This window comes from Syntrophaceae bacterium (assembly GCA_013177795.1).
Classification (GTDB): domain Bacteria; phylum Desulfobacterota; class Syntrophia; order Syntrophales; family UBA2192; genus UBA2192.
Genome location: JABLXY010000002.1, coordinates 489,732 through 508,093, shown reverse-complemented (window position 1 = coordinate 508,093; position 18,362 = coordinate 489,732). Strand labels below are relative to the sequence as shown.

Here is an 18,362-nt window from a genome sequence, read left to right as displayed (position 1 = left end):
AGGGGACCCGGACGGTCGCGGGCGAGGCGATGGTCAACGGGTCAGCGGGCCCGTCACGCGGGAGATCCGGCCGCGGCCGGATGCGCGGCCGATCGGGCGGGCTTTTCAAGAAAGGAGGGCTGAGTCATGAAGAAGAAAACAGTCGAAAAGAAGGGCGGAGGCGGCAGGGCCGCAAGGGGAAAGGGTAGCCTCCCGGGCGACCCCCGCGAATCCGCGTACCTGCTGCACAGCATCGTCCAGGGCTTTTCCATCCCCGCCTTCGTGATCGGGCGGGACCACCGGATCCTCTACTGGAACCGGGCCCTCGAGCAGCTCAGCAAGATCCCGATGAGCGAGGTGGTGGGGACCAACCAGCACTGGAGGGCGTTCTACGCCGAGCCGAGGCCCTGCATGGCGGACCTGCTCGTCGACGGGGCGGCGGACCGGGTCCCGAAGTGGTACGAGGGCAAGTACCGGAAGTCCGACCTGCTCGAGGAGGCCTTCGAGGCGACCGATTTCTTCCCCGCCCTGGGCGACAAGGGCGTCTGGCTGCGGTTCACGGCCGCGGCGATCCGCGACACGCACGGCGAGATCATCGGCGCCATCGAGACCCTCGAGGACATCACGGAGAGCATGCAGGCGCAGCTCAGGCAGCGCGAGAGCGAGCAGCAGCTCTTCAGCGTGATCGAGGGCTCGCCGATCCCGACCTTCGTGATCGGGATGGACCACAAGGTGATCTACTGGAACCGGGCCCTGGAGAAGCTGAGCCGGATCCCGGCCGAGGAGATGATCGGCACCAACCGCCACTGGCGCGCCTTCTATGCGAAGGAGCGCCCCTGCATGGCCGACCTGCTCGTCGACCAGTCCCTCGAGACGATCCCCGAGTGGTACGGCGGCGTCGCGAAATCGAAGCTGCTCGAGGACACGTACGAGGCCGAGGGCTTCTTCCCCGATCTGGGCGAGAAGGGCCGGTGGCTGCGCTTCACCGTCTCCCCGATCCGCAGCTCCCGGGGGGCGCTGACGGGCGCCATCGAGACCCTCGAGGACATCACGGAGCGCAAGGAGACGGAGCAGAAGCTCGCCGAGAGCGAAAAGAGGCTGCACAGCATCGTCCAGGGCTTCTCCATCCCCGCCTTCGTGATCGGGAAGGACCACCGGATCCTGTACTGGAACCGGGCCCTGGAGAAGCTGACCAACCTGAAGGCCAAGGACATGGTCGGCACCAACGAGCACTGGCGCGCCTTCTACGCCAAGGAGCGCCCCTGCATGGCCGACCTGCTCGTGGACCGCGCGGCGGACAAGATTCCGAAATGGTACTCGGGGAAATACCGCAAATCCGACCTCATCGAGGAGGCCTTCGAGGCGACCGATTTCTTCCCCGACCTGGGCAAGAGCGGCCGCTGGCTGCGGTTCACGGCAGCCGCAATCCGGGATTCGCGGGGCGAGCTCGTCGGGGCCGTGGAGACCCTGGAAGACATCACGGAGCAGAAGCTGGCCGAAAACGCCCTGAAGAAGAGCACGGACCGCAAGAGCGGCAAGCCGTCCTAGCGGACAATCCGGCGACCGGGATCCCCACACAGGCTGAAAGGAAGGAGGTCAGGCCATGAGACCGCACGCTGCAAAGCTCATCGAGATCGTCGAGCAGAACGCCCGGGCCATCGCCCAGCAATGGTATAAGAACGTCAAGATCAACCCCAAGACGCCGGTCTATCACGGGATGGCGGAAGACAAGGCCATGGAGCAGGCGCTGAGCTTCTACAGCAGCTTCCTGAAGCTCTTCGCCACCGACAAGCCCTTCGAGGACGCCTACACCCTGTTCACCAAGTACGCCGACGCGAGCTACCGGGACCGCATCCCGCTGCCCCAGGCCATCTACGCGCTCATCCTGATGCGGCGCCACATGTGGCTGTTCGCCGAGTACCAGGCCATCTTCGAGACGGCCGTGGACCAGCGGCACGCGCTGGAAAGCCAGAGCCGCATGATCCTCATGTTCGACTACGCCGAGTTCGTGGTCATCGACCGGTACGACGAACTGATGCGGAAGGAACTCGACGACAAGTGCAAGGCCATGAAGATCAAGACCCCGCTGCTTTCGCTGTGGGGAGGGGAAAAGACGAAGTAGGGGCGGGCGGCCCTGCCGTGCGCAGAGCCCCAGAGACCCCGGCCCGGGACGATCAGCGCTTCTTTCGCGTGTCGTAGTTCTGGTAATGCGCCGTGATCTTGGGGTTGTCGAGGTCCTCCTGCGACATCCTGGCGACCATCTCCAGCCCGAGGATGTCGAGCTTGAGCTTCTTGATCTGCCCGTCGTAGAAGGTGAGCTCGCTCTTGAGCCGCTTGCGCCTCGCGAGTTCCATGAAGGGTTTGCCGTTCAGCTCGCCCTGGACGGCATTGCGCTTCGCGGTGAGCTCCCTGAGCCTCGCCCGCAGGGTCTCGAGCTTGCCCGCCGCGCCCTCCTTGACCTCGTTGAGATCGACCGGCCTGCCCGGTCCCCCCTGCGCCGCGGGGCGGATGTCGATCACGGGGACGGCCTCTCCCGGGGCGGCCGCGGGTGCACGTTTCGGCCCCGCCGGCGGAGCGGCGGGCGCGGGTCCCACGGGCGTCTGCACATTGGCGACGCCGTAATGCACGGCGTCCCTCTCGCCCTGCTCCGTGGTCCGGATGCAGACATCGACGAAGAAGGGGCCCGCCGCCGTTGAGAAGGGGATCACGATGCTCGGGGCCTTCAGGATGTGGCTGATCGTGTGCCGCTTCCCGTGGACGACCGTGGGGATGGCCGCGTAGACGCGCATCCCCATCTTCTCCATCTGCGTCCGCGACGCCCCGGAGATCATGTTCGTGAGCTCCCCCGTGGCGTCGATGATCTCCTGGGTCACGCCGTCGAACCTCTCGCCCAGCATGTTGGCGACGACCCTGCAGATGCAGGCCTCGGAGAAGCTCAGCGCCAGGGATCCGAGGGCATCGCCCGTGATGCCGATGATGCCCGAGACATCTCCGAAGGCGGATTCGTCCGTCTTGACATGGGGCTTGCCGGGAACGGCATCGATGGCGGCCATTTTCTTCAGGACCTCCAGCGTGCCGCTCAGGAAGGGGTTGATGTACTTGACGTCCATGCAGACTCCCCGCTCGGGTGGGATGGAAGCGTCTCTCCACCGAACGCGTTTTGCTGATTCTGCATGGTTTGCAACCGACGTGCCAGTTCGGCGCCTCCCGCTCAGTCCCAGCGCAGCTCCGATATGCGGGGGCCCGCATCGACCGGCCTGGCGGTGGCGGCGTTGCGGACCGCGTGCCAGCGGGCGCGCTGCCCCCGGACCCCGCCCTCGGCACCGACCGTCCCCGTGATCGTGTTTCCCGCGACCACCCCCGCGTAATGCACCCGTACCGGCACGCCGCCGATCTCGTCCTCGACGGCAAACGAAATCCGGTCACCGGTGAGTTGCGCGTCGGCAATCGCCGTCCGGCCGCCCGGCCGGATCAGCTCCCCCCGGATTCTCTGGAAGTCCTGGCGAATCCGCAGCGTGTGCTCTACCCCGGCCCCCTCCGCCGGCGTCCATGTCCAGTCCCCGGTGACGTTGGCCGGGATGACCCAGAGGTAGACGCCCCGCAGCCCGACGAGGGCCCGGTCGTCCGGCGTCCAGTTGCCCATGTCGAACGCGTGGGACACCAGCCGCGATCCCGGCCGCATCTCTTCGAGAAACTTGGGACGCAGACGGATGTTGATCTCGGGCAGGAGGTAGATCAGCACCACCGTGGCCTCGCGGAGATCGGTGTCGAAGAAGTTCTGCTGCTCGAACCGCACGCGGTCCTCGACGCCCGCGGCTTTCGCGTTGGCCCGGCTCTCCCGGATGCGCGCCGGGTCGATGTCGACCCCGACCCCCCGGCAGCCCGTCCGCCTGACCGCCTCGATCACGAGCCGCCCGTCCCCGCAGCCCAGGTCGTAGACCACGTCGTCCGCCGTCACGCCGGCCATCCGGATCATCTGATCGGCGATCTCGTAGGGTGTCACCACGAAGGGGACGTCGGAGAAGGCGCCGCGCCACTCAAGCAGGATGTCCAGGAGACCGGGGGACTCGCCCGGGGGGTCGTGTCCGGCCGATGAGCAGGCCCACAGGGACAGGACCGCAAGACCGATCAGCACCGTCCGGATCCGGGAGCTGCGCATGTTCAGACCCCGTTGCGATTCTGCGGGAATTCGGGTCGGCGCCCGCCCACGCCGCGCTACGGCCCGAACTCCGTCTTCTGCGACCCCGCGTCGATCGGGCGTCTCGTCGACGGGTCGCGGACGGCCCGCCAGCGGCTCGTCCGCACCGTCGTCCCCTCGGTCGATACGACGGTGCCCGCGATCCGGTCGCCCTCCACGATACCCGTGAAATCGCGCCGCACCCTCACGCCGTCCGCCTCCTGCTCGACCGCGAAGGCGATGCGGTCCCCCGTCACCGACGCATCGACGATCGCCGTCGTCGTGCCCCCGCGCCGGAGCGTCCCCCGGATCTGCTGGAAGCGCTGGTCGACCGCCAGCGCGGCGGTGCCCCCGCCCCGCCCCGGCTCGGTCCAGGTCCAGGTCCCCGTGACGTTGGCCGGGACCACCCAGCAAAAAATCCGCCGCCCCCCCACGCGGACCGTGCGGTCCGGCTTCCAGTCGCCCATGTCGAAGGTGTTGGAGACCACGCGAGAGCCGGGCTTCATCTCCTCCAGGAACTTGGGGCGCAGCCGCAGGTTTATGTGGGTGAACAGGTAGATCAGCATCACCGTCGCCTCGCGGACGTCGGTCTCGAAAAAGTCCTGCGTCTCGAAACGGGTCCGCTCCTCGACCCCGGCCGCCCGGGCGCGCGCCCGGCACAGCGCGATGAGATCCCCGTCGATGTCGACCCCGACCCCGCGGCAGCCCGTCCGCCTGACCGCCTCGATCACGAGCCGCCCGTCCCCGCAGCCCAGGTCGTAGACCACGTCGTCCGCCCTCACGTCGGCCAGCCGGATCATCTCGTCGACGACCTCGTAGGGCGTCGCGACGTAGGGGACCTCGGCAAACATGTATTTGCCCAGGTAGAGCCCGTCCCACAGGATGCCGGTGTCCTCGGGCGTGGCGAGGTCGGCCCGCTCCCTCGGCAGAAGCACCAGGAGCGAGACGGCGGCGACGGCGATCAGGGCGATGGAAAGCCAGGTCTTCTTCATCCCTTCCCCCGAAGAAACGGAGCCGTGGGCGCGGGGCCGTCATCCGTCGGCGGAGTACTCGATCCCCGCGCTCCGGAAGTTCGGCGGGATCCGGCGGATCCGGTGGCTGCTGTCGGCAAAGACGATCTCGTTGGTGCCCTCGGCGTGCAGCTCCAGGGTGTCTTCCTTGAGAAACCGGAAGACGAGCTCCACGCTCGCCCCGCGGATGTTCCGGATCTGCATCTGCACGAGCACACGGTCGTACAGGAAGAAGTCCTTCTTATACTCGCACATGGCGTTCTTCGTGATGAGCACGAGTCCGTCCCGGATGGCCTCGAGCCCGCCGGGCACGCACTCCTTCACCCACAGGTCCCGCGTGATCCCCTGCAGCGTGAAGAAGTGCACGAAGTACATGTGCTGCAGCAGGTTGGTGTCCCCGATCGTCACCGTTGTCCGGTATTCGTAGATCTTCCCCATGCTGGACTCCCGTCTTGACGGCCCCGGCCCGGGATGCGCCGCCGGGGGCCGGCCGTTGCCATCCGTATCCCTACCATCAACCCGCCGGCCCGGCAACAAAATATCGCCGGCCGCCGCCCGGCAGGGCATCGGCGCGCCTTGCCCGCGGCCATGCCGCAACGGGACATTCGGCGGCCGGGCCCCCGATTTTTCGAAAAAAACACTTGACATTTAATCAAACTTTCACTAGTTTGCGAAAATTCTGTCATAATTTGCAGCTAGATTGCCAGACATTGATGGAACGGGTCCTCTGGCTCCCCCCATTTGACGAGCCCTTTCAAATGCGGGGAGTTTTCTTTTAGGCGCAGGGGACGACAACACAAGACACCGGGAAAGGAACCATGAACATCGACATCCAAAAGGTCCGGAACATCGGCATCAGCGCCCACATCGACTCCGGCAAGACGACCCTGACGGAACGCATCCTCTTCTACACCAAGCGCATCCACGCGATCCACGACGTCAAGGGCAAGGACGGCGTCGGCGCCACGATGGACTCCATGGAGCTCGAGAAGGAGCGCGGGATCACGATCGCCTCGGCGGCGACCTTCTGCGAGTGGCTCGGCCATGAGATCAACATCATCGACACCCCGGGGCACGTGGACTTCACCATCGAGGTGGAGCGCTCCCTGCGCGTGCTCGACGGCGCGGTTCTCGTGCTGTGCTCCGTGGGCGGCGTGCAGTCCCAGTCGATCACGGTGGACCAGCAGATGAAGCGCTACCGGGTCCCCGGCATCGCCTTCATCAACAAGTGCGACCGCAGCGGGGCCGACCCGTCCCGCGTGATCGCCCAGCTCAGGTCGAAGCTCGGCCACAACGCCGTGGCCCTGCAGATCCCCATCGGTCTCGAGATGAACTTCCAGGGCGTCGTCGACCTCGTCGACATGCAGGCCCTGTACTTCGACGGGGAAAACGGCGAGGTGGTCCGCAGGGAGGAGATCCCCGCGGAGCTGCGCGAGGAGGCGGAGGCGAAGAGGGCGGAGATGATCGAGGCGGCCTCCATGTTTTCCGACGAGCTCATGGAGGCGGCCCTCGAGGAGCGGGAGATCCCGCGGGACCTGCTGATCGGGGCCCTGCGCGCCGGGACGATCCGCCGCGAGCTCACCCCCGTGCTCATGGGATCGGCCTACAAGAACAAGGCCGTCCAGCCCCTTCTCGATTACGTCTGCGCCCTGCTTCCGTGCCCCGCGGACGTGGAGAACACGGCTCTGGACATGGACCACGGCGAGGCGCCCGTGACGCTCGCGAGCGACCCCGCGAAGCCCGTCGTCGCGCTGGCCTTCAAGCTCGAGGACGGCCCCTACGGGCAGCTCACGTACATCCGCGTTTACCAGGGCGCGATCGCCAAGGGCTCCACCATCGTCAACGTCCGCACGGGCAAGAAGGTCAAGGTGGGCCGCGTGGTGCGCATGCACGCCGACCAGATGGAGGACATCGAGGCCGTCTCGGCGGGCTACATCGGCGCCCTGTTCGGCATCGAGTGCGCCTCGGGCGACACCTTCGTCTCCCCGGGCGTCAACCTCACCATGACCTCCATGTACGTCCCCGAGCCGGTCATCTCGCTGGCGATCGTGCCGAAGGACAGCAAGGCCCAGGCCAACATGTCCAAGGCCCTCAACCGCTTCACCAAGGAAGACCCGACCTTCCGGTGCCGCGTGGACGCCGAGACCAACGAGACGATCATCGAGGGCATGGGCGAGCTGCACCTCGAGGTCTACGTCGAGCGCATGCGGCGCGAGTACGGGGCCGAGGTGACCACGGGCAGCCCCCGGGTGGCCTACCGGGAGACGATCACGCAGCGCGCCGACTTCAACTACACCCACAAGAAGCAGACCGGCGGCTCCGGCCAGTACGGGCGCGTGGCCGGCTGGATCGAGCCCGTCGCCGACGAGGACTTCGTCTTCGAGAACCAGGTGGTCGGCGGCGCGATCCCGACCCAGTTCATCGCGGCCTGCGAGAAGGGCTTCCGGTCGTGCCTGGCCAAGGGCCCCAAGATGGAGTTCCCCGTCACGGGCGTGAAGGTGGTCATCAACGACGGGGCCGCCCACTCGGTCGACTCCTCCGACATCGCCTTCCAGGCGGCGGCGCGCGGGGCCTTCCGGGAGGCCTACGCGAAGGCCAAGCCCGTGATCCACGAGCCCGTCATGAAGGTCGTCGTCGAGACGCCCACCGAGTTCCAGGGCCCGGTCATCGGCCTGCTGAACCAGCGGCGGGGCATGATCGTCGGCGCCCAGGACGAGGGCGTCCTGTCCGTCGTCGAGGCCCACGTCCCGCTGGCGGAGATGTTCGGCTTCTCCACGGCCCTGCGCTCCGCGACGCAGGGCAAGGCGCAGTTCACGATGGAGTTCGCCATGTACAAGCTCGTGCCGCAGTCGATCGCCGAGAAGATCGCCGAGGACGTGGCGGCGCGCAAGAAGAACGCGGCCTAGCCCCGCGCCCATGCGGACGCAGCGAATCGAAAACGTCATCCACCTCAGGGACAGGAATATCGGCATGTTCAAGAAAGACCTGATCCTCCGCAACCCGCTGCGGTCGCTGGGCCGTGAGGGGGAGGAGATTCTCGAGGCAGGCGGCTTCGGCGCCGTGCTGGCCCCGGCCGGGGTCGGCAAGACGGCGTTCATCGTGCAGCTTGCCCTCAACGCCATGCTGCGGGAAAAGAACGTCCTGCACATCAGCCTCGACGAGCCGGTCACCAAGGTCAGCCTCTGGTACGAAAAGCTCTTCCAGGACCTCGCCGGCCGCTCCCGGTGGTCGAAGCTCGACGGGGTGCTCGAGGACCTGCTGCCCCACCGGTTCATCATGACCTTCCGGGTGGAGGGGTTCACCGTCCCCAAGCTCGAGGAGCGGCTCACGGACCTCACGGCCCAGAACATCTTCCACCCCGAGATGGTCCTCATCGACGGGTTCCCCTTCGGGGAGGCCGCCCGGGAGCGCCTGATGGCCCTGAAGCTGCTTGCCGGCAGGCTCGGGGTCTGCGCCTGGTTCACCGTCCACACCCACCGGCACGAAACGCCCACGCCCGAGGGGCTGCCGCCCGCCCTCGCGGAGGCAAGCGACCTGTTCGACGTGGTCCTGAAGCTGGAGCCGAAGGGCGCCGACATCGCCATCGAGCCCCTGCGGGGCGTGGCCGTCGACGAGGCCGCGGGCCGCCTTCGCCTCGACCCCGCGACGATGCTCATCCGGGACGAGCCGTGAGAGAGGCCGGCCGGCGGCGAGCACAGGATTGACCGCACGCCGCGCTGCCCGGCCCCGGACCCGCGGGACATGAAGAGGCCCGACGATCAGCCATGCCGTTTGTCTCACTGCCCGACATGACCATGCACTACGAGCGGGCCGGCGACGGGGAGACCGCCGTCGTCTGCGTGCACGGCAACATCGCCTCCTGGCGGTGGTGGCTGCCCGTGCTCGAAAACCCACCGGCCGGCTGCACGCTCTACGCCCCGGACATGCGCGGATTCGGCGAGTCCGCCGGCGCCGTGACGGGCGCCGGCATCGGGCGGTTCGCGGCGGACCTGGACGAGTTCCTCAGGCGGCTGGCGCTGCCGGCGCTCCGGCTCGTCGGCCACTCCCTGGGCGCCGCGGTGGCCCTGCAGTACGCCCTGGATCACCCGGGACGGGTCGAATCGCTCATGCTGGTGTCGCCGCCGCCGCCGGAGGGCATGCCCCGCTCCCCTCAGGCGGACCACGCGGCCTTCGGCCTGACGCTGCCCCGCCTCGCGGAGAACACCCCCCTGCCGTTCTTTTCCCCCGGCACCCGTATCGACCGGGCCATCCTGTCCCACCTGCTGACCCGGATCACCCCGGGGATGGACCACCGGGGCGCGCTGTTCGCGGCGATCGTCGAGGACGCCTCGCGCGTCACGCGGGAGACAATCCAGGACGTCATCGACTCCCTGGAAGACTGGAATGTCCGCGACAGGCTTCCGGCGCTGGATCTGCCGGTGGTGATTCTCTGGGGGGATCGTGACCGGGTCGTGCCGCGCGAGCCCCTGGAACGGATGGCCGCCGAGCTGCCGCAGGCGGCGTGGATCGTCTGGGAGGGGGTGGGCCATGCACCCCAGCTGGAGCGCCCCGAGGCCTTTCGCTCCCTGCTGGCCGATTTCGCCTCTGAGGCGGCACGCGGGCGGCGGCCGGCGGCACAACGTTGGTGGCAGCGGGCAAGAAAATTGTGGGACGCCCGTTCGGGGCGAACGTGAATGCCGCCTCGACGTGCCCCCGGGGACGGCGCGGTGCCGGGCGCCGGGATTCCTGCGGCGCTTCCGTGCAAAATGTGCTGGGGATGAAAACACGCCCTGGAACAGGACGGGTCGGGGGAGCCGATGAAGGGCCGAAGCCTCTTCTACAGGAAGCCCATCGCGGCCCGCGCGGGTGAGCCCGCGGCCACAGAAGAAAGGGCCGCCCCCCGACGGGAGGGCGGCCCTTTGGTCTTACCGTATTGCGCTGTATGGGAAGCCCGGATTACTCCGGCTTTTCCTCCTTCTTCTTCTTTTCCTTCTTTTCCTTTTTCTCCTGGCCCTCCGCGGGTGCCTTCTTCGCGTCCTTCGCCTTCTTTTCCTTGCCGCCCTCCTCGGCCTTCGCGGGGGCCGGCGCCGTGGCCGCCTTTTCCGCCTCGGCCCTCTCGGCCTTGATCTTCGCCAGCTCCGCCGTCCGCCGCTCGATGGCGGCTATCGCCTTGAGCCGGGCGTCGGTGGCGTCGATCTGGGCGCGCAGGCTGCGGACGAGAGGGTCCTTCCCGATCCGGGCAGGCTCCATGCCCCGCTCCGCCAGGAGTGCCAGGCGGGTTTTCAGTTTCCGTTCGTACTGCTCCCTCCTCCGCAGCTGCGTCTGCTTGACCTTCGATGCCATAGGGTCCCGTCCTCTCCTTCTCCTTGTTTTCCCCGGCCGCCGGCGGGGCACGCGGCGTGCGGGCACGCCGAACGATGCGCTTATTTCTATCAGGGATTGCGCCGAAATGCCACCCCATTTCCGGTTCCCGCCGCGGCGGGCGGAAAGGAAGGGGTTTTGTGGTAGACTCTGCCGGGGGCCCCAAGCATCCGCCGACGGGGCACCCGGAAAATCGGTCAGGAGGTGTGTCATGCTGGTGCAGTTCAGCATCGTCCCCCTCGGCAGGGGGGAGAGCATCAGCGAGCATGTGGCGAGGGTCCTGGACCTCGTCGACGGCAGCGGCCTACCCTACCGGCTCACGCCCATGGGGACGATCGTCGAGGGCGAGTGGGACGAGGTGATGGCCCTGATCGGTGCGTGCCACCGGGAGGCCCTGCGGGGAGCGCCCCGGGCGCTGACGACCATCATCATCGACGACCGGCCGGGGAAGGCCGACCGCATCACGGAGAAGATCCGCTCGGTGGAAAAGAGGCTCGGGCGGGAGCTCAGGAAGTAGCGAGCCGCCTACTCCCAGACGATCACCTGCTTCTTGAAGTCGACCCGGTACTCGAGCCCCCGCAGCACGTCCATGCCGAGCAGCCCGTCGTACCGGGCGGCGGGGCCCTTGTGGGGCACGACGACGACCGTCACGTCCCGCCTCGTGTGCGGCCCCACCGTCAGCCTGTCGAGCGCAACCGCACGGGCCTCCAGAACGTCCCCCCCGACGACCTGGACCCGGACCCTCTTCGCCCGGCCCAGGTCGATGCCCAGCTGATCGGCGACCCCTGCGTGGATCGTCGTCGCGGAGGCGCCGGTGTCGAGCAGCAGGTGCAGGTCGGCCTCCCGCCCCCCGTACACGACCGTCACGGGGACGAGGACGGCGTTGCCCCGGATCCGGACCCTCGTCGGCTCGTTGCCCCCGGAGACGACCCTCTCCTCCCGGCGCGTCCAGGTCTCGCCGCTTTCCTGCGCCCCTGCCCGCTTGGGCGACTGCGCCGCCTGCCCGGCGGCCGCGACGGAAGACGAGGCCACCGCCGTGCCGCCTGCAGCGATCAGCCTGCCCGCCACGCCGCTGTCGGCTCCTGCAGAGGCCGTCAGACCGACCCCGCAAAGAACCCACAGGATCATCCCTGCCGTCATGCCCCGGCGCACGCGCATGTTCTCTCCGGCATCCCTTTGTCGCTGACCCGACTTTCCGGGAAGGACCCATCCCCTCTGCAACCGTTCCCTCGCCGTGACCAAGGCGCGCGACACCTGCATCGCCGCAGCCTCCTCCCCTTCATGTTCCAAAGACATATGCAAGCATCTTACCCTGTCCGTCAAGGTCTTCCTTGCCGTTCCTTGCCGCACAGCGGGAAAAAAAGGCCGCCCCCGCTGCGTGGGGCGGCCTTCCTTGCGCCGGTCGGTGCGCTGTCTACTTGACCTCGACCTTCCTCCAGGTCGAATCGGGGTCGAAGACCGTCATGGCCGCCGCGAGCTTCGCCGTCTCGGGCCCCAGGTCCTTCTCGTAGACGATGCCCTCGTGGTTCACGATGAAGGTCTTGACGCCGGAGGACCGGTACAGGGCCGGCCAGGCCACGACGGCGAACCCGCCGATCATGCTGCCGTCGACGATGTAGCTGTAGGCGCCCCCGTTGGCGTGTTCGCCCTGGGCCGTGAGGATCTTGAAGTAGTAGCCGTGGTAGGGCGACATCAGCTCGGGGTTCTTGTACCCCTCGGCCGTGGCGCGGGCCACCAGGGGCCCCAGCGGGCTCAGGGGCTCGCCGGGCGCCGTCTCCCAGTACAGGCCGTCGCGCTTGCCCTTTTCGCTTTCGAACTTCTGCGCGTACTCCAGCAGCTTGTCGCCGTCGCGGTCGAGAACGGCATACTCCTTCTGGGCATCCACGATGGCCAGGCAGGTTTGGATGGCGCCGAGCTCGTTTGCGCCGACCCGGCGGCTGAGGATCTCCTGCCGGCCCTCCTCGGTCTGGAACCGCCACCGCTTGCCTGCTTTCACGATCGGCACCGGCATGGGCCAATCGTCCTTGCCGACGTAGAGCACCCGCCTGCCCCAGCCGGTTTTCTCCAGCCGGTGCGCCTCATTCCAGGCCTTCAGAAACAGGGCCCGGTCCCGGGCGTCGGCCGCGTCGTCCCCCGACGAGACGAGATCCTCCGAGCCGGGCCCGAAGAGGGCTGTCAGCGACTTGACGTCATCCGCCCGGACGGCATCCATGAGGGCCTTGACGGCCGCCTCGGGCGATGGGAAGGTCTTCTGCTTCGGCGCGGCCGCCTGGGCCCCGGGCCCGGGGCCGCCAATGAGGATCAGGACGGCTGTGAGGGCGGCAAGGGCGATCCGCAGCGCCGGCCTCGCTCCGTCGTGACGAGAGGTTGAAACCATGGGGGTCCTCCATCGAAAAGCGCGTGTCCGTTGTGATCGACCGACGATGTCCCGTCGTTTGCCTACCTGCGGCCGTGGCCGCCTTCGTGTTTCTGGCCTCCGCCTTTACCGGCGGGTGCAGACTTTTCGGCCGGGCCGGACCGTGAGGCAGGGGCGTCCTTCGGCGCCTCGTGCTGCTTCCCTTTGGGCGACGAGAGGCTCTCGCGCCCCCGGGTGCTTTCCATGCGGACCTTGCCGCCCTGATCAACCCTGTAGACCGTGCCCGGGGCTGCGGGACGGGAGACGGCCGGGGCCTGGCGGGTCTGCGCCGGCGGCTGCGCGACAGCCGGGGCCTGCCTCGCCTGCGTGTGGGGCTGCTGCACTGCCGGCTGGGCCTTCTTCTCCGGCGCCTGCGGCGTGACGGCCGGGGCCTGGCGGGTATGGGCGGGCGGCTGTGTCACAGCCGGGGCCGGCTGCTTCTCGGGCGCGGGCTTCGCAACGGCAGGGCTGTGCCGGTTGTCCGGTGCCGGCCCTGCGCTCACCGGGACGGGCCTGGCCTGTCCCCGCCCGTCATAGCCGCGGTAGTCGCGGCGCATCTCCACGGCCTGGCGGCTTGCCGGCGCGAACTTCTCGCGCGTCCTCGGGTCGCGGTAGGCCACACCCTTGCGGTGCACCGGTTCGTGGCGCCAGACCGTGGTCTGGATCTGCCGCGTGTGGATGACGGTCGTCTTGTGGATGTTGACGGTGCGGTTCACGTTGACGTAGACGTGCCGGTGCCGCCAGTCCCAGTAGCCCCACCAGTGATTCCAGGCGACGGCCACCGCGACCGCGGTGCCGAAGACGATGACGCCCGTCGCGATCGCCGCTGCCGGGGGATGGGCGTAGATCACGTAGGGGGGATAGGCCGGGTACCACCAGGGGCCGTAGACCACCATCGGGCTATAGACCGGCACGTACACCACCTGCGGGTTGGCCGGCTCGATGACGATGATCGTGTCCTCCCGCCTCACGGTCTGCTGCGGGGTCGACCGCAGGTTGCCCGCCGCGTAGGCCTTGGCCCGGAGATCCTGGATCGTGGCCATCACGTCGGCCTCCTGCGCCAGGAAGGCATCACCCACCTTCTGGGTCCACTCGAGCTTCTCGCTCATCATGGCCAGGACGTCGGGGAAAGCCACGAGGGCCTTCACGCTGGGGTCCCAGTTCTGCCGGTCGAGGGCGTCGTTGCGCGCCTCGGGCGACAGGTTTTTGTTGGCCCGGACCCACCGGTCCGCCTGCACGACCTCCAGCGGGTAGGTGGCCGCCATGAGGATCTGTGCCAGGAGCGAGTCGGGATAGAGGGCGATGGGCGCCAGCATCTGGTCGAGCTCCTCCTGTCTGAAAACGGGGATGTTGTTCTGTGCAAAGACCGGTGCCGGGAGCGCCATCACGACGACGAGGACCCCGATCAAAGCGCGCTGCCACGAGCCGTTGAGTTTCATGTCTGTTCCTCGAGTGAGCCTTGGTCTTTCCGTTGCGGACCCTGACGGGTCCGTTGCGTAACTTACTCTCTTTGGACGGCGGTTGCCACCCCAAAATCGCCCGGCAATCCCGCCCTCTGCGCTGCCGTGTAAGACCTGCTTTTCTAAACGCCCGGCACCGGGTCCCGTTGACAGACCCCCCGGGGGGATCCGCTCCCGGCCCGGGACGATTGCCCGCCCTCCGCACGGCAGCGGAAAATTTTTCCCGCCCCGCGGGCCGAACGGCGCTGCGCGGGGCCTGAGCACCCGGATGCGGAAAACGATAACCTTATGAATTTCAAGAGGTTGAAAAATGGCCGGCCTGCGGCCCCCCGTGGCACGCATCCTGCCTTTTGACGGGTTCGACGCAAGACCACACAAGGAGCCTTCCCATGATCCGACAAGCCGCCTGCTCGCTCGCACTGCTGGCGATCATCTTCGCCGTCACGTTCAACCTCGAGGTCCGGGAGATGGGACCGGCGTCCAATCTCTTCGCCCTGCTCGTCGTCCTCGGGGGAACCCTCGCGGCCACCCTGATCGCCTACCCCCTGGCGAAGCTCACCTGGACGGCCCGGCTCCTCGTGCAGTCCTTCACCGCCCGCGAGGAGATGCAGGCCGCCATCGAGGGCATCGTCCGCCTGGCGCACATCTACCGAAGCCGGGGCATCCGCCCCCTGGAGCAGGAGGCCGCCAAGCTGCCCCCGGGCCTTCTCAGGACGGGCGTGGAGCTCATCGCCTATCACTCCTCGCGGGACAAGATCGAGCAGACCCTGCTCAAGGAGGCCCTGTGCATGCACAGCCGGTGCGAGACCGCTCACAAGATGCTCCACAACATGGCCCGCCTGGCCCCGGCCCTCGGCCTGGCCGGCACCATCATCAGCCTCATCCGGATCTTCGGGCACATCAGCGACCCCCAGAACCTGATCGGGCAGATGGCCGTCGCCCTCCTGAGCACCTTCTACGGCGTCGTGCTCGCGAACCTCTGCTTCGTGCCCCTGTCCAACAAGCTCCGGGAGTACATGGACCTCAGCGAGCTGCAGATGGACATCATCCAGGAGGGGGTTCTCGACCTCTACGACCAGGAGCACCCGCGGGCGATCCGCTACAAGCTCGAGACGCTCTCGGCGACCCTGGGCATCCCCCGGCGGGAGTCCCGGCGGGCCGGGCTTGCGCTCGTCCCCTCCCCTGAGCAGGCGAAGTGAGAACGATGCCGGACGCAGCCCCCACCCGCAACGCGGGCGAAGAGGCCATCGGGCGGCTGCCGCTGAAGAAGGCGGCCGCGACGCTGCGCTTTCAAAAGAAGTCGCCGCCCGCCGACGCGGGCAACGAGATCTGGCTGCTGACCCTGACGGACGTCTTCATGCTGCTGATGGTCTGCTTCGTGCTGCTCTTCGGGCTGAGCCTGCAGAAGCAGAAGGAGACGGCGGCGGCCCCGCCCGCGGCCGTCGCCGCCCCCGCTGAGCGGGCGCCACAGGACGCAGACATCCTGGAGAAGGAGCTGCTCGCGGCCGCGGGCCGGGACGTGACGGTGGAAAAGCGCGCCATGCAGATCGTCCTGACCTTCCCCGAGCGCATCCTCTTCGACTCCGGGCAGGCCGAGGTCAGGGGCGACGTCGGGCCCCTGCTGGAACGGCTGGCCGCCGTGATCCGGAGCCGCCCCGCGCTTGCCGTCGCTATCCACGGCCACACGGACGACCGCCCCATTCGCAGCCGGCGCTACGCCTCCAACTGGGAGCTCTCCGTCGAACGGGCCACGCAGGTCGCCCGGGCCCTCGTCGGGATGGGCATTGAGCCCGCGCGGCTCTCCATCCGGGGCTTCGGGGACGAGCGCCCCCTCGCCGCCAACGACAGCGACGAGAACCGGACGAGGAACCGCCGCGTCGAGATCCAGTTCTCCCTGGCCCAACCCGGATAAAAAAAGGGGGACAGTCCCCATTTAGGAAACCGTCCCCCGCCTTTGCGCTCCCCCGCGCCGCGTGTCATGCGACAGGTTGCACGCCCTGGGCTTGCGCGCCGCCGTCTCACTGCGGGCTGACCGGTTCGATCGTGTACATCGGCACCTGCTTCGTGGCGAAGTTGCGCGTCTTGTGCTGCCCCTTGAACTCGACGTCGACCACGTAATAGCCGCCCGTGGCCGTGAACCCGGTGTCCTGCAGGGTGATCACCTGGGTGCCGGGGGCGAGGTTGATATTGGTCCGGTTGCCCACCACCCGGGTTCCCTGCGTGACGAAAATGTTCACGGGCTTCAGGACGAGGCCCGGGTTCGCGTTGCTGATCTGGACCTGGAAGTCGATCGGCTGCCCGACGCTGAACCTATAGGGGTTGGCCTCCATGTTCACGATCTTCACGTTGTTCAGCGCATCGGCCAGGGAGACGCCGCGTACCGTCCTCGACTGGGTTGTCGTCTTGCCCGCCGCGTTGCGCACGGTCAGCGTGAACGTCTTTTCACCGACCCAGGGAAACGGCCGGGGGGAACTGTTGTACACTTCGGCTCCGCCGGCACTTGCCCACGTGGCGCCGTCCACGGTGAGGACCGCCGAGACGACGGGGCTGCCCCCCGGACCGCGTACGACTTGCCAGCCGGCGTTGACGGGGTCGCCCTGCACGACCACCGACGGGCCGACGTTGAAGTTCTGGATGATCGGGTTGTCCGCCACGGGCGGGGTCTTGGGGATGTCCTTGACCGCCGCGGGCGCCTTGGGGGCGACCTGGGCGGACACGGGGGAAAGCGGGACGGCCAGCATAAAGAGGGCCAACAGGACCGTGAGCAGTTTGACGTGTGCCTTCATGAAAACCTCCTTTGGGTTTGGTAAGCGGAAACAGCGGGCGGCAAGAAACTAACACATCCCTTGCTTTCACGCAAACGCAGCGCCGGGGGGCAGGCGACCCCGCGCCGACCGGCCGCAGCTTCCCCCGCCTGATCCCTCGACACCCCTGCCCTATTTCCCCCCGACGGTCAGGACAACGGGGCCCGCCGTCTGCTCGCCCGCGGCGACGGACTGCGCGAGGACCCGGCCGGGGGCGCGGAGCCGCGGGTTCGAGAAGTACCGGACGGTGACCTTCAAACCGGCCTTCTGGAGGGTCTCCACGGCCTCCTTCTCGGACTTGCCCACCAGGTCCGGCATGACGACCTTTCCAGGATCGGGCGGCTTCTGCGGCGGCGGGGGGGCCACGTACCTGTACGCGGTGAGGCGGATCTCGGTGCCGGCCTTCAGCAGCGTGCCCGGCGCGGGTGACTGCTCGTAGATCTTCTGGTCGTCCTGCGCAACCCCCGTGGTCTTCCCCTGGGTGACGGCGGTCTTCAGACCCAGGGGCTTGACGCTGTTGAGCAGATCGATGCTCTGCCTTGCCCCCTGCACGTAGTGGCCGATGAAGTTCGGCATGGCGTGGGCCGCGGCGCCCACCCTGAGGGTCACCGTCCCGCCCGGCGCCAGTGCCAGGTAAGGGGCCGGGTCGGTGTTCTTGACCTTCCCGATCATCCCGCCGGTCTCCTCCGGGACGTATTCGACCTTCGGGACAAAGCCCGCCTTCTTCACCGCATCGACGGCGGCCGCCTCCGTCATCAGCAGCACCATGGGCACGAAGGAGCCCTTCGTGGCTACGGTCAGGGTGACGAGCATCGTCTTGCGCTTCTCGGCGAAAAGGTAGCCGCCGCCGGCGGGTTTCTGGTCGATTACCTTGCCGATCTGCGTGGACATCTGGGCCTGTCCCTCTTCGAATGCCACCTGGAAGCCCTTGGCCTTGAGGATTTTCTCCGCTTCCTCCTTGGGCGTGTTTCTCACGTCGGGAATCGTGACGAGATACATCGTCGCAGCGCAGGGCGGGGCCGTCAACGCCCACCCCATCAGCGCAACGCTCAGCACCAGGATGATCTTCTTCGTCATGTTCGCTCTCCTTGCCCCGCCGCGGCGGGGGATCTCACCGTGTTTCGGGCGGCACCCGGGGGAGGGACGCCCCGTCGGACCCATCATTCAACTTCCGTGCCCGGGGACGCCGACGCCTCA

Annotated in this window: 18 protein-coding genes; 8 read left to right on the top strand and 10 right to left on the bottom strand. The window is 67.8% G+C overall.

Annotated elements, in window-relative coordinates:
• Positions 1-126 precede the first annotated feature (126 nt).
• Positions 127-1,527, top strand: coding sequence for a PAS domain-containing protein (locus tag HPY67_07335; GenBank protein ID NPV04527.1), 1,401 nt, complete (start codon positions 127-129; stop codon positions 1,525-1,527).
• Between the two features lie 55 nt (positions 1,528-1,582).
• Positions 1,583-2,101, top strand: coding sequence for a hypothetical protein (locus tag HPY67_07330; protein NPV04526.1), 519 nt, complete (start codon positions 1,583-1,585; stop codon positions 2,099-2,101).
• A gap of 52 nt (positions 2,102-2,153) precedes the next feature.
• On the opposite strand, the gene HPY67_07325 is transcribed toward HPY67_07330, so the two are convergent.
• From HPY67_07325 to HPY67_07310, 4 genes are all read right to left on the bottom strand, one after another.
• Positions 2,154-3,089 (bottom strand): chemotaxis protein CheX, encoded by a 936-nt coding sequence (locus HPY67_07325; protein ID NPV04525.1) that lies wholly within the window; start codon positions 3,087-3,089, stop codon positions 2,154-2,156.
• Positions 3,090-3,190: 101 nt separating this feature from the next.
• The gene (locus HPY67_07320; GenBank protein NPV04524.1) at positions 3,191-4,138 is read right to left on the bottom strand and encodes a class I SAM-dependent methyltransferase; all 948 of its coding nucleotides are present in this window, start codon (positions 4,136-4,138) and stop codon (positions 3,191-3,193) included.
• 56 nt (positions 4,139-4,194) lie between these two features.
• Complete coding sequence (locus tag HPY67_07315) at positions 4,195-5,148, bottom strand: methyltransferase domain-containing protein (protein ID NPV04523.1); 954 nt, start codon at positions 5,146-5,148, stop codon at positions 4,195-4,197.
• A gap of 39 nt (positions 5,149-5,187) precedes the next feature.
• Entirely contained in the window at positions 5,188-5,604 is a 417-nt protein-coding gene (locus HPY67_07310; GenBank protein ID NPV04522.1) for a hypothetical protein, read from the bottom strand.
• A 380-nt stretch (positions 5,605-5,984) separates the two neighbouring features.
• Here HPY67_07310 and HPY67_07305 point away from each other — a divergent pair, with 380 nt between their 5' ends.
• The 3 genes from HPY67_07305 to HPY67_07295 all read left to right on the top strand — a co-directional run bounded on the left by HPY67_07305 (position 5,985) and on the right by HPY67_07295 (position 9,839).
• Positions 5,985-8,072: an elongation factor G gene (locus tag HPY67_07305; GenBank protein ID NPV04521.1), complete on the top strand. Its 2,088-nt coding sequence runs from the start codon at positions 5,985-5,987 to the stop codon at positions 8,070-8,072.
• Positions 8,073-8,136: 64 nt separating this feature from the next.
• On the top strand, positions 8,137-8,838 hold the full coding sequence (locus tag HPY67_07300) for an AAA family ATPase (protein NPV04520.1): 702 nt from the start codon (positions 8,137-8,139) through the stop codon (positions 8,836-8,838).
• A 92-nt stretch (positions 8,839-8,930) separates the two neighbouring features.
• Positions 8,931-9,839, top strand: a complete 909-nt coding sequence (locus HPY67_07295) for an alpha/beta hydrolase (protein ID NPV04519.1) — start codon at positions 8,931-8,933, stop codon at positions 9,837-9,839.
• A gap of 262 nt (positions 9,840-10,101) precedes the next feature.
• Here HPY67_07295 and HPY67_07290 read toward each other — a convergent pair whose 3' ends face one another.
• Positions 10,102-10,488, bottom strand: a complete 387-nt coding sequence (locus tag HPY67_07290; GenBank protein NPV04518.1) for a hypothetical protein — start codon at positions 10,486-10,488, stop codon at positions 10,102-10,104.
• A 229-nt stretch (positions 10,489-10,717) separates the two neighbouring features.
• Here HPY67_07290 and HPY67_07285 point away from each other — a divergent pair, with 229 nt between their 5' ends.
• Positions 10,718-11,023, top strand: a complete 306-nt coding sequence (locus tag HPY67_07285; GenBank protein NPV04517.1) for an MTH1187 family thiamine-binding protein — start codon at positions 10,718-10,720, stop codon at positions 11,021-11,023.
• A gap of 8 nt (positions 11,024-11,031) precedes the next feature.
• Here the strand turns inward: HPY67_07285 and HPY67_07280 are convergent, their stop codons facing one another.
• From HPY67_07280 to HPY67_07270, 3 genes are all read right to left on the bottom strand, one after another.
• On the bottom strand, positions 11,032-11,664 hold the full coding sequence (locus HPY67_07280) for a clan AA aspartic protease (GenBank protein ID NPV04516.1): 633 nt from the start codon (positions 11,662-11,664) through the stop codon (positions 11,032-11,034).
• Positions 11,665-11,920: 256 nt separating this feature from the next.
• Positions 11,921-12,883, bottom strand: coding sequence for a DUF2950 domain-containing protein (locus tag HPY67_07275; GenBank protein NPV04515.1), 963 nt, complete (start codon positions 12,881-12,883; stop codon positions 11,921-11,923).
• A 62-nt stretch (positions 12,884-12,945) separates the two neighbouring features.
• Positions 12,946-14,340: a DUF3300 domain-containing protein gene (locus HPY67_07270; protein NPV04514.1), complete on the bottom strand. Its 1,395-nt coding sequence runs from the start codon at positions 14,338-14,340 to the stop codon at positions 12,946-12,948.
• 410 nt (positions 14,341-14,750) lie between these two features.
• On the opposite strand from HPY67_07270, the gene HPY67_07265 reads away from it, so the two are divergent.
• The gene (locus tag HPY67_07265) at positions 14,751-15,560 is read left to right on the top strand and encodes a hypothetical protein (protein ID NPV04513.1); all 810 of its coding nucleotides are present in this window, start codon (positions 14,751-14,753) and stop codon (positions 15,558-15,560) included.
• Between the two features lie 5 nt (positions 15,561-15,565).
• A complete protein-coding gene (locus tag HPY67_07260; GenBank protein NPV04512.1) occupies positions 15,566-16,273 on the top strand; it encodes an OmpA family protein in 708 nt (235 codons plus the stop codon).
• Between the two features lie 106 nt (positions 16,274-16,379).
• Here the strand turns inward: HPY67_07260 and HPY67_07255 are convergent, their stop codons facing one another.
• Together HPY67_07255 and HPY67_07250 are read right to left on the bottom strand one after the other, a co-directional pair.
• Complete coding sequence (locus tag HPY67_07255) at positions 16,380-17,147, bottom strand: hypothetical protein (protein NPV04511.1); 768 nt, start codon at positions 17,145-17,147, stop codon at positions 16,380-16,382.
• Between the two features lie 150 nt (positions 17,148-17,297).
• Positions 17,298-18,242, bottom strand: a complete 945-nt coding sequence (locus HPY67_07250; protein ID NPV04510.1) for a PASTA domain-containing protein — start codon at positions 18,240-18,242, stop codon at positions 17,298-17,300.
• Between the last annotated feature and the right edge of the window lie 120 nt (positions 18,243-18,362).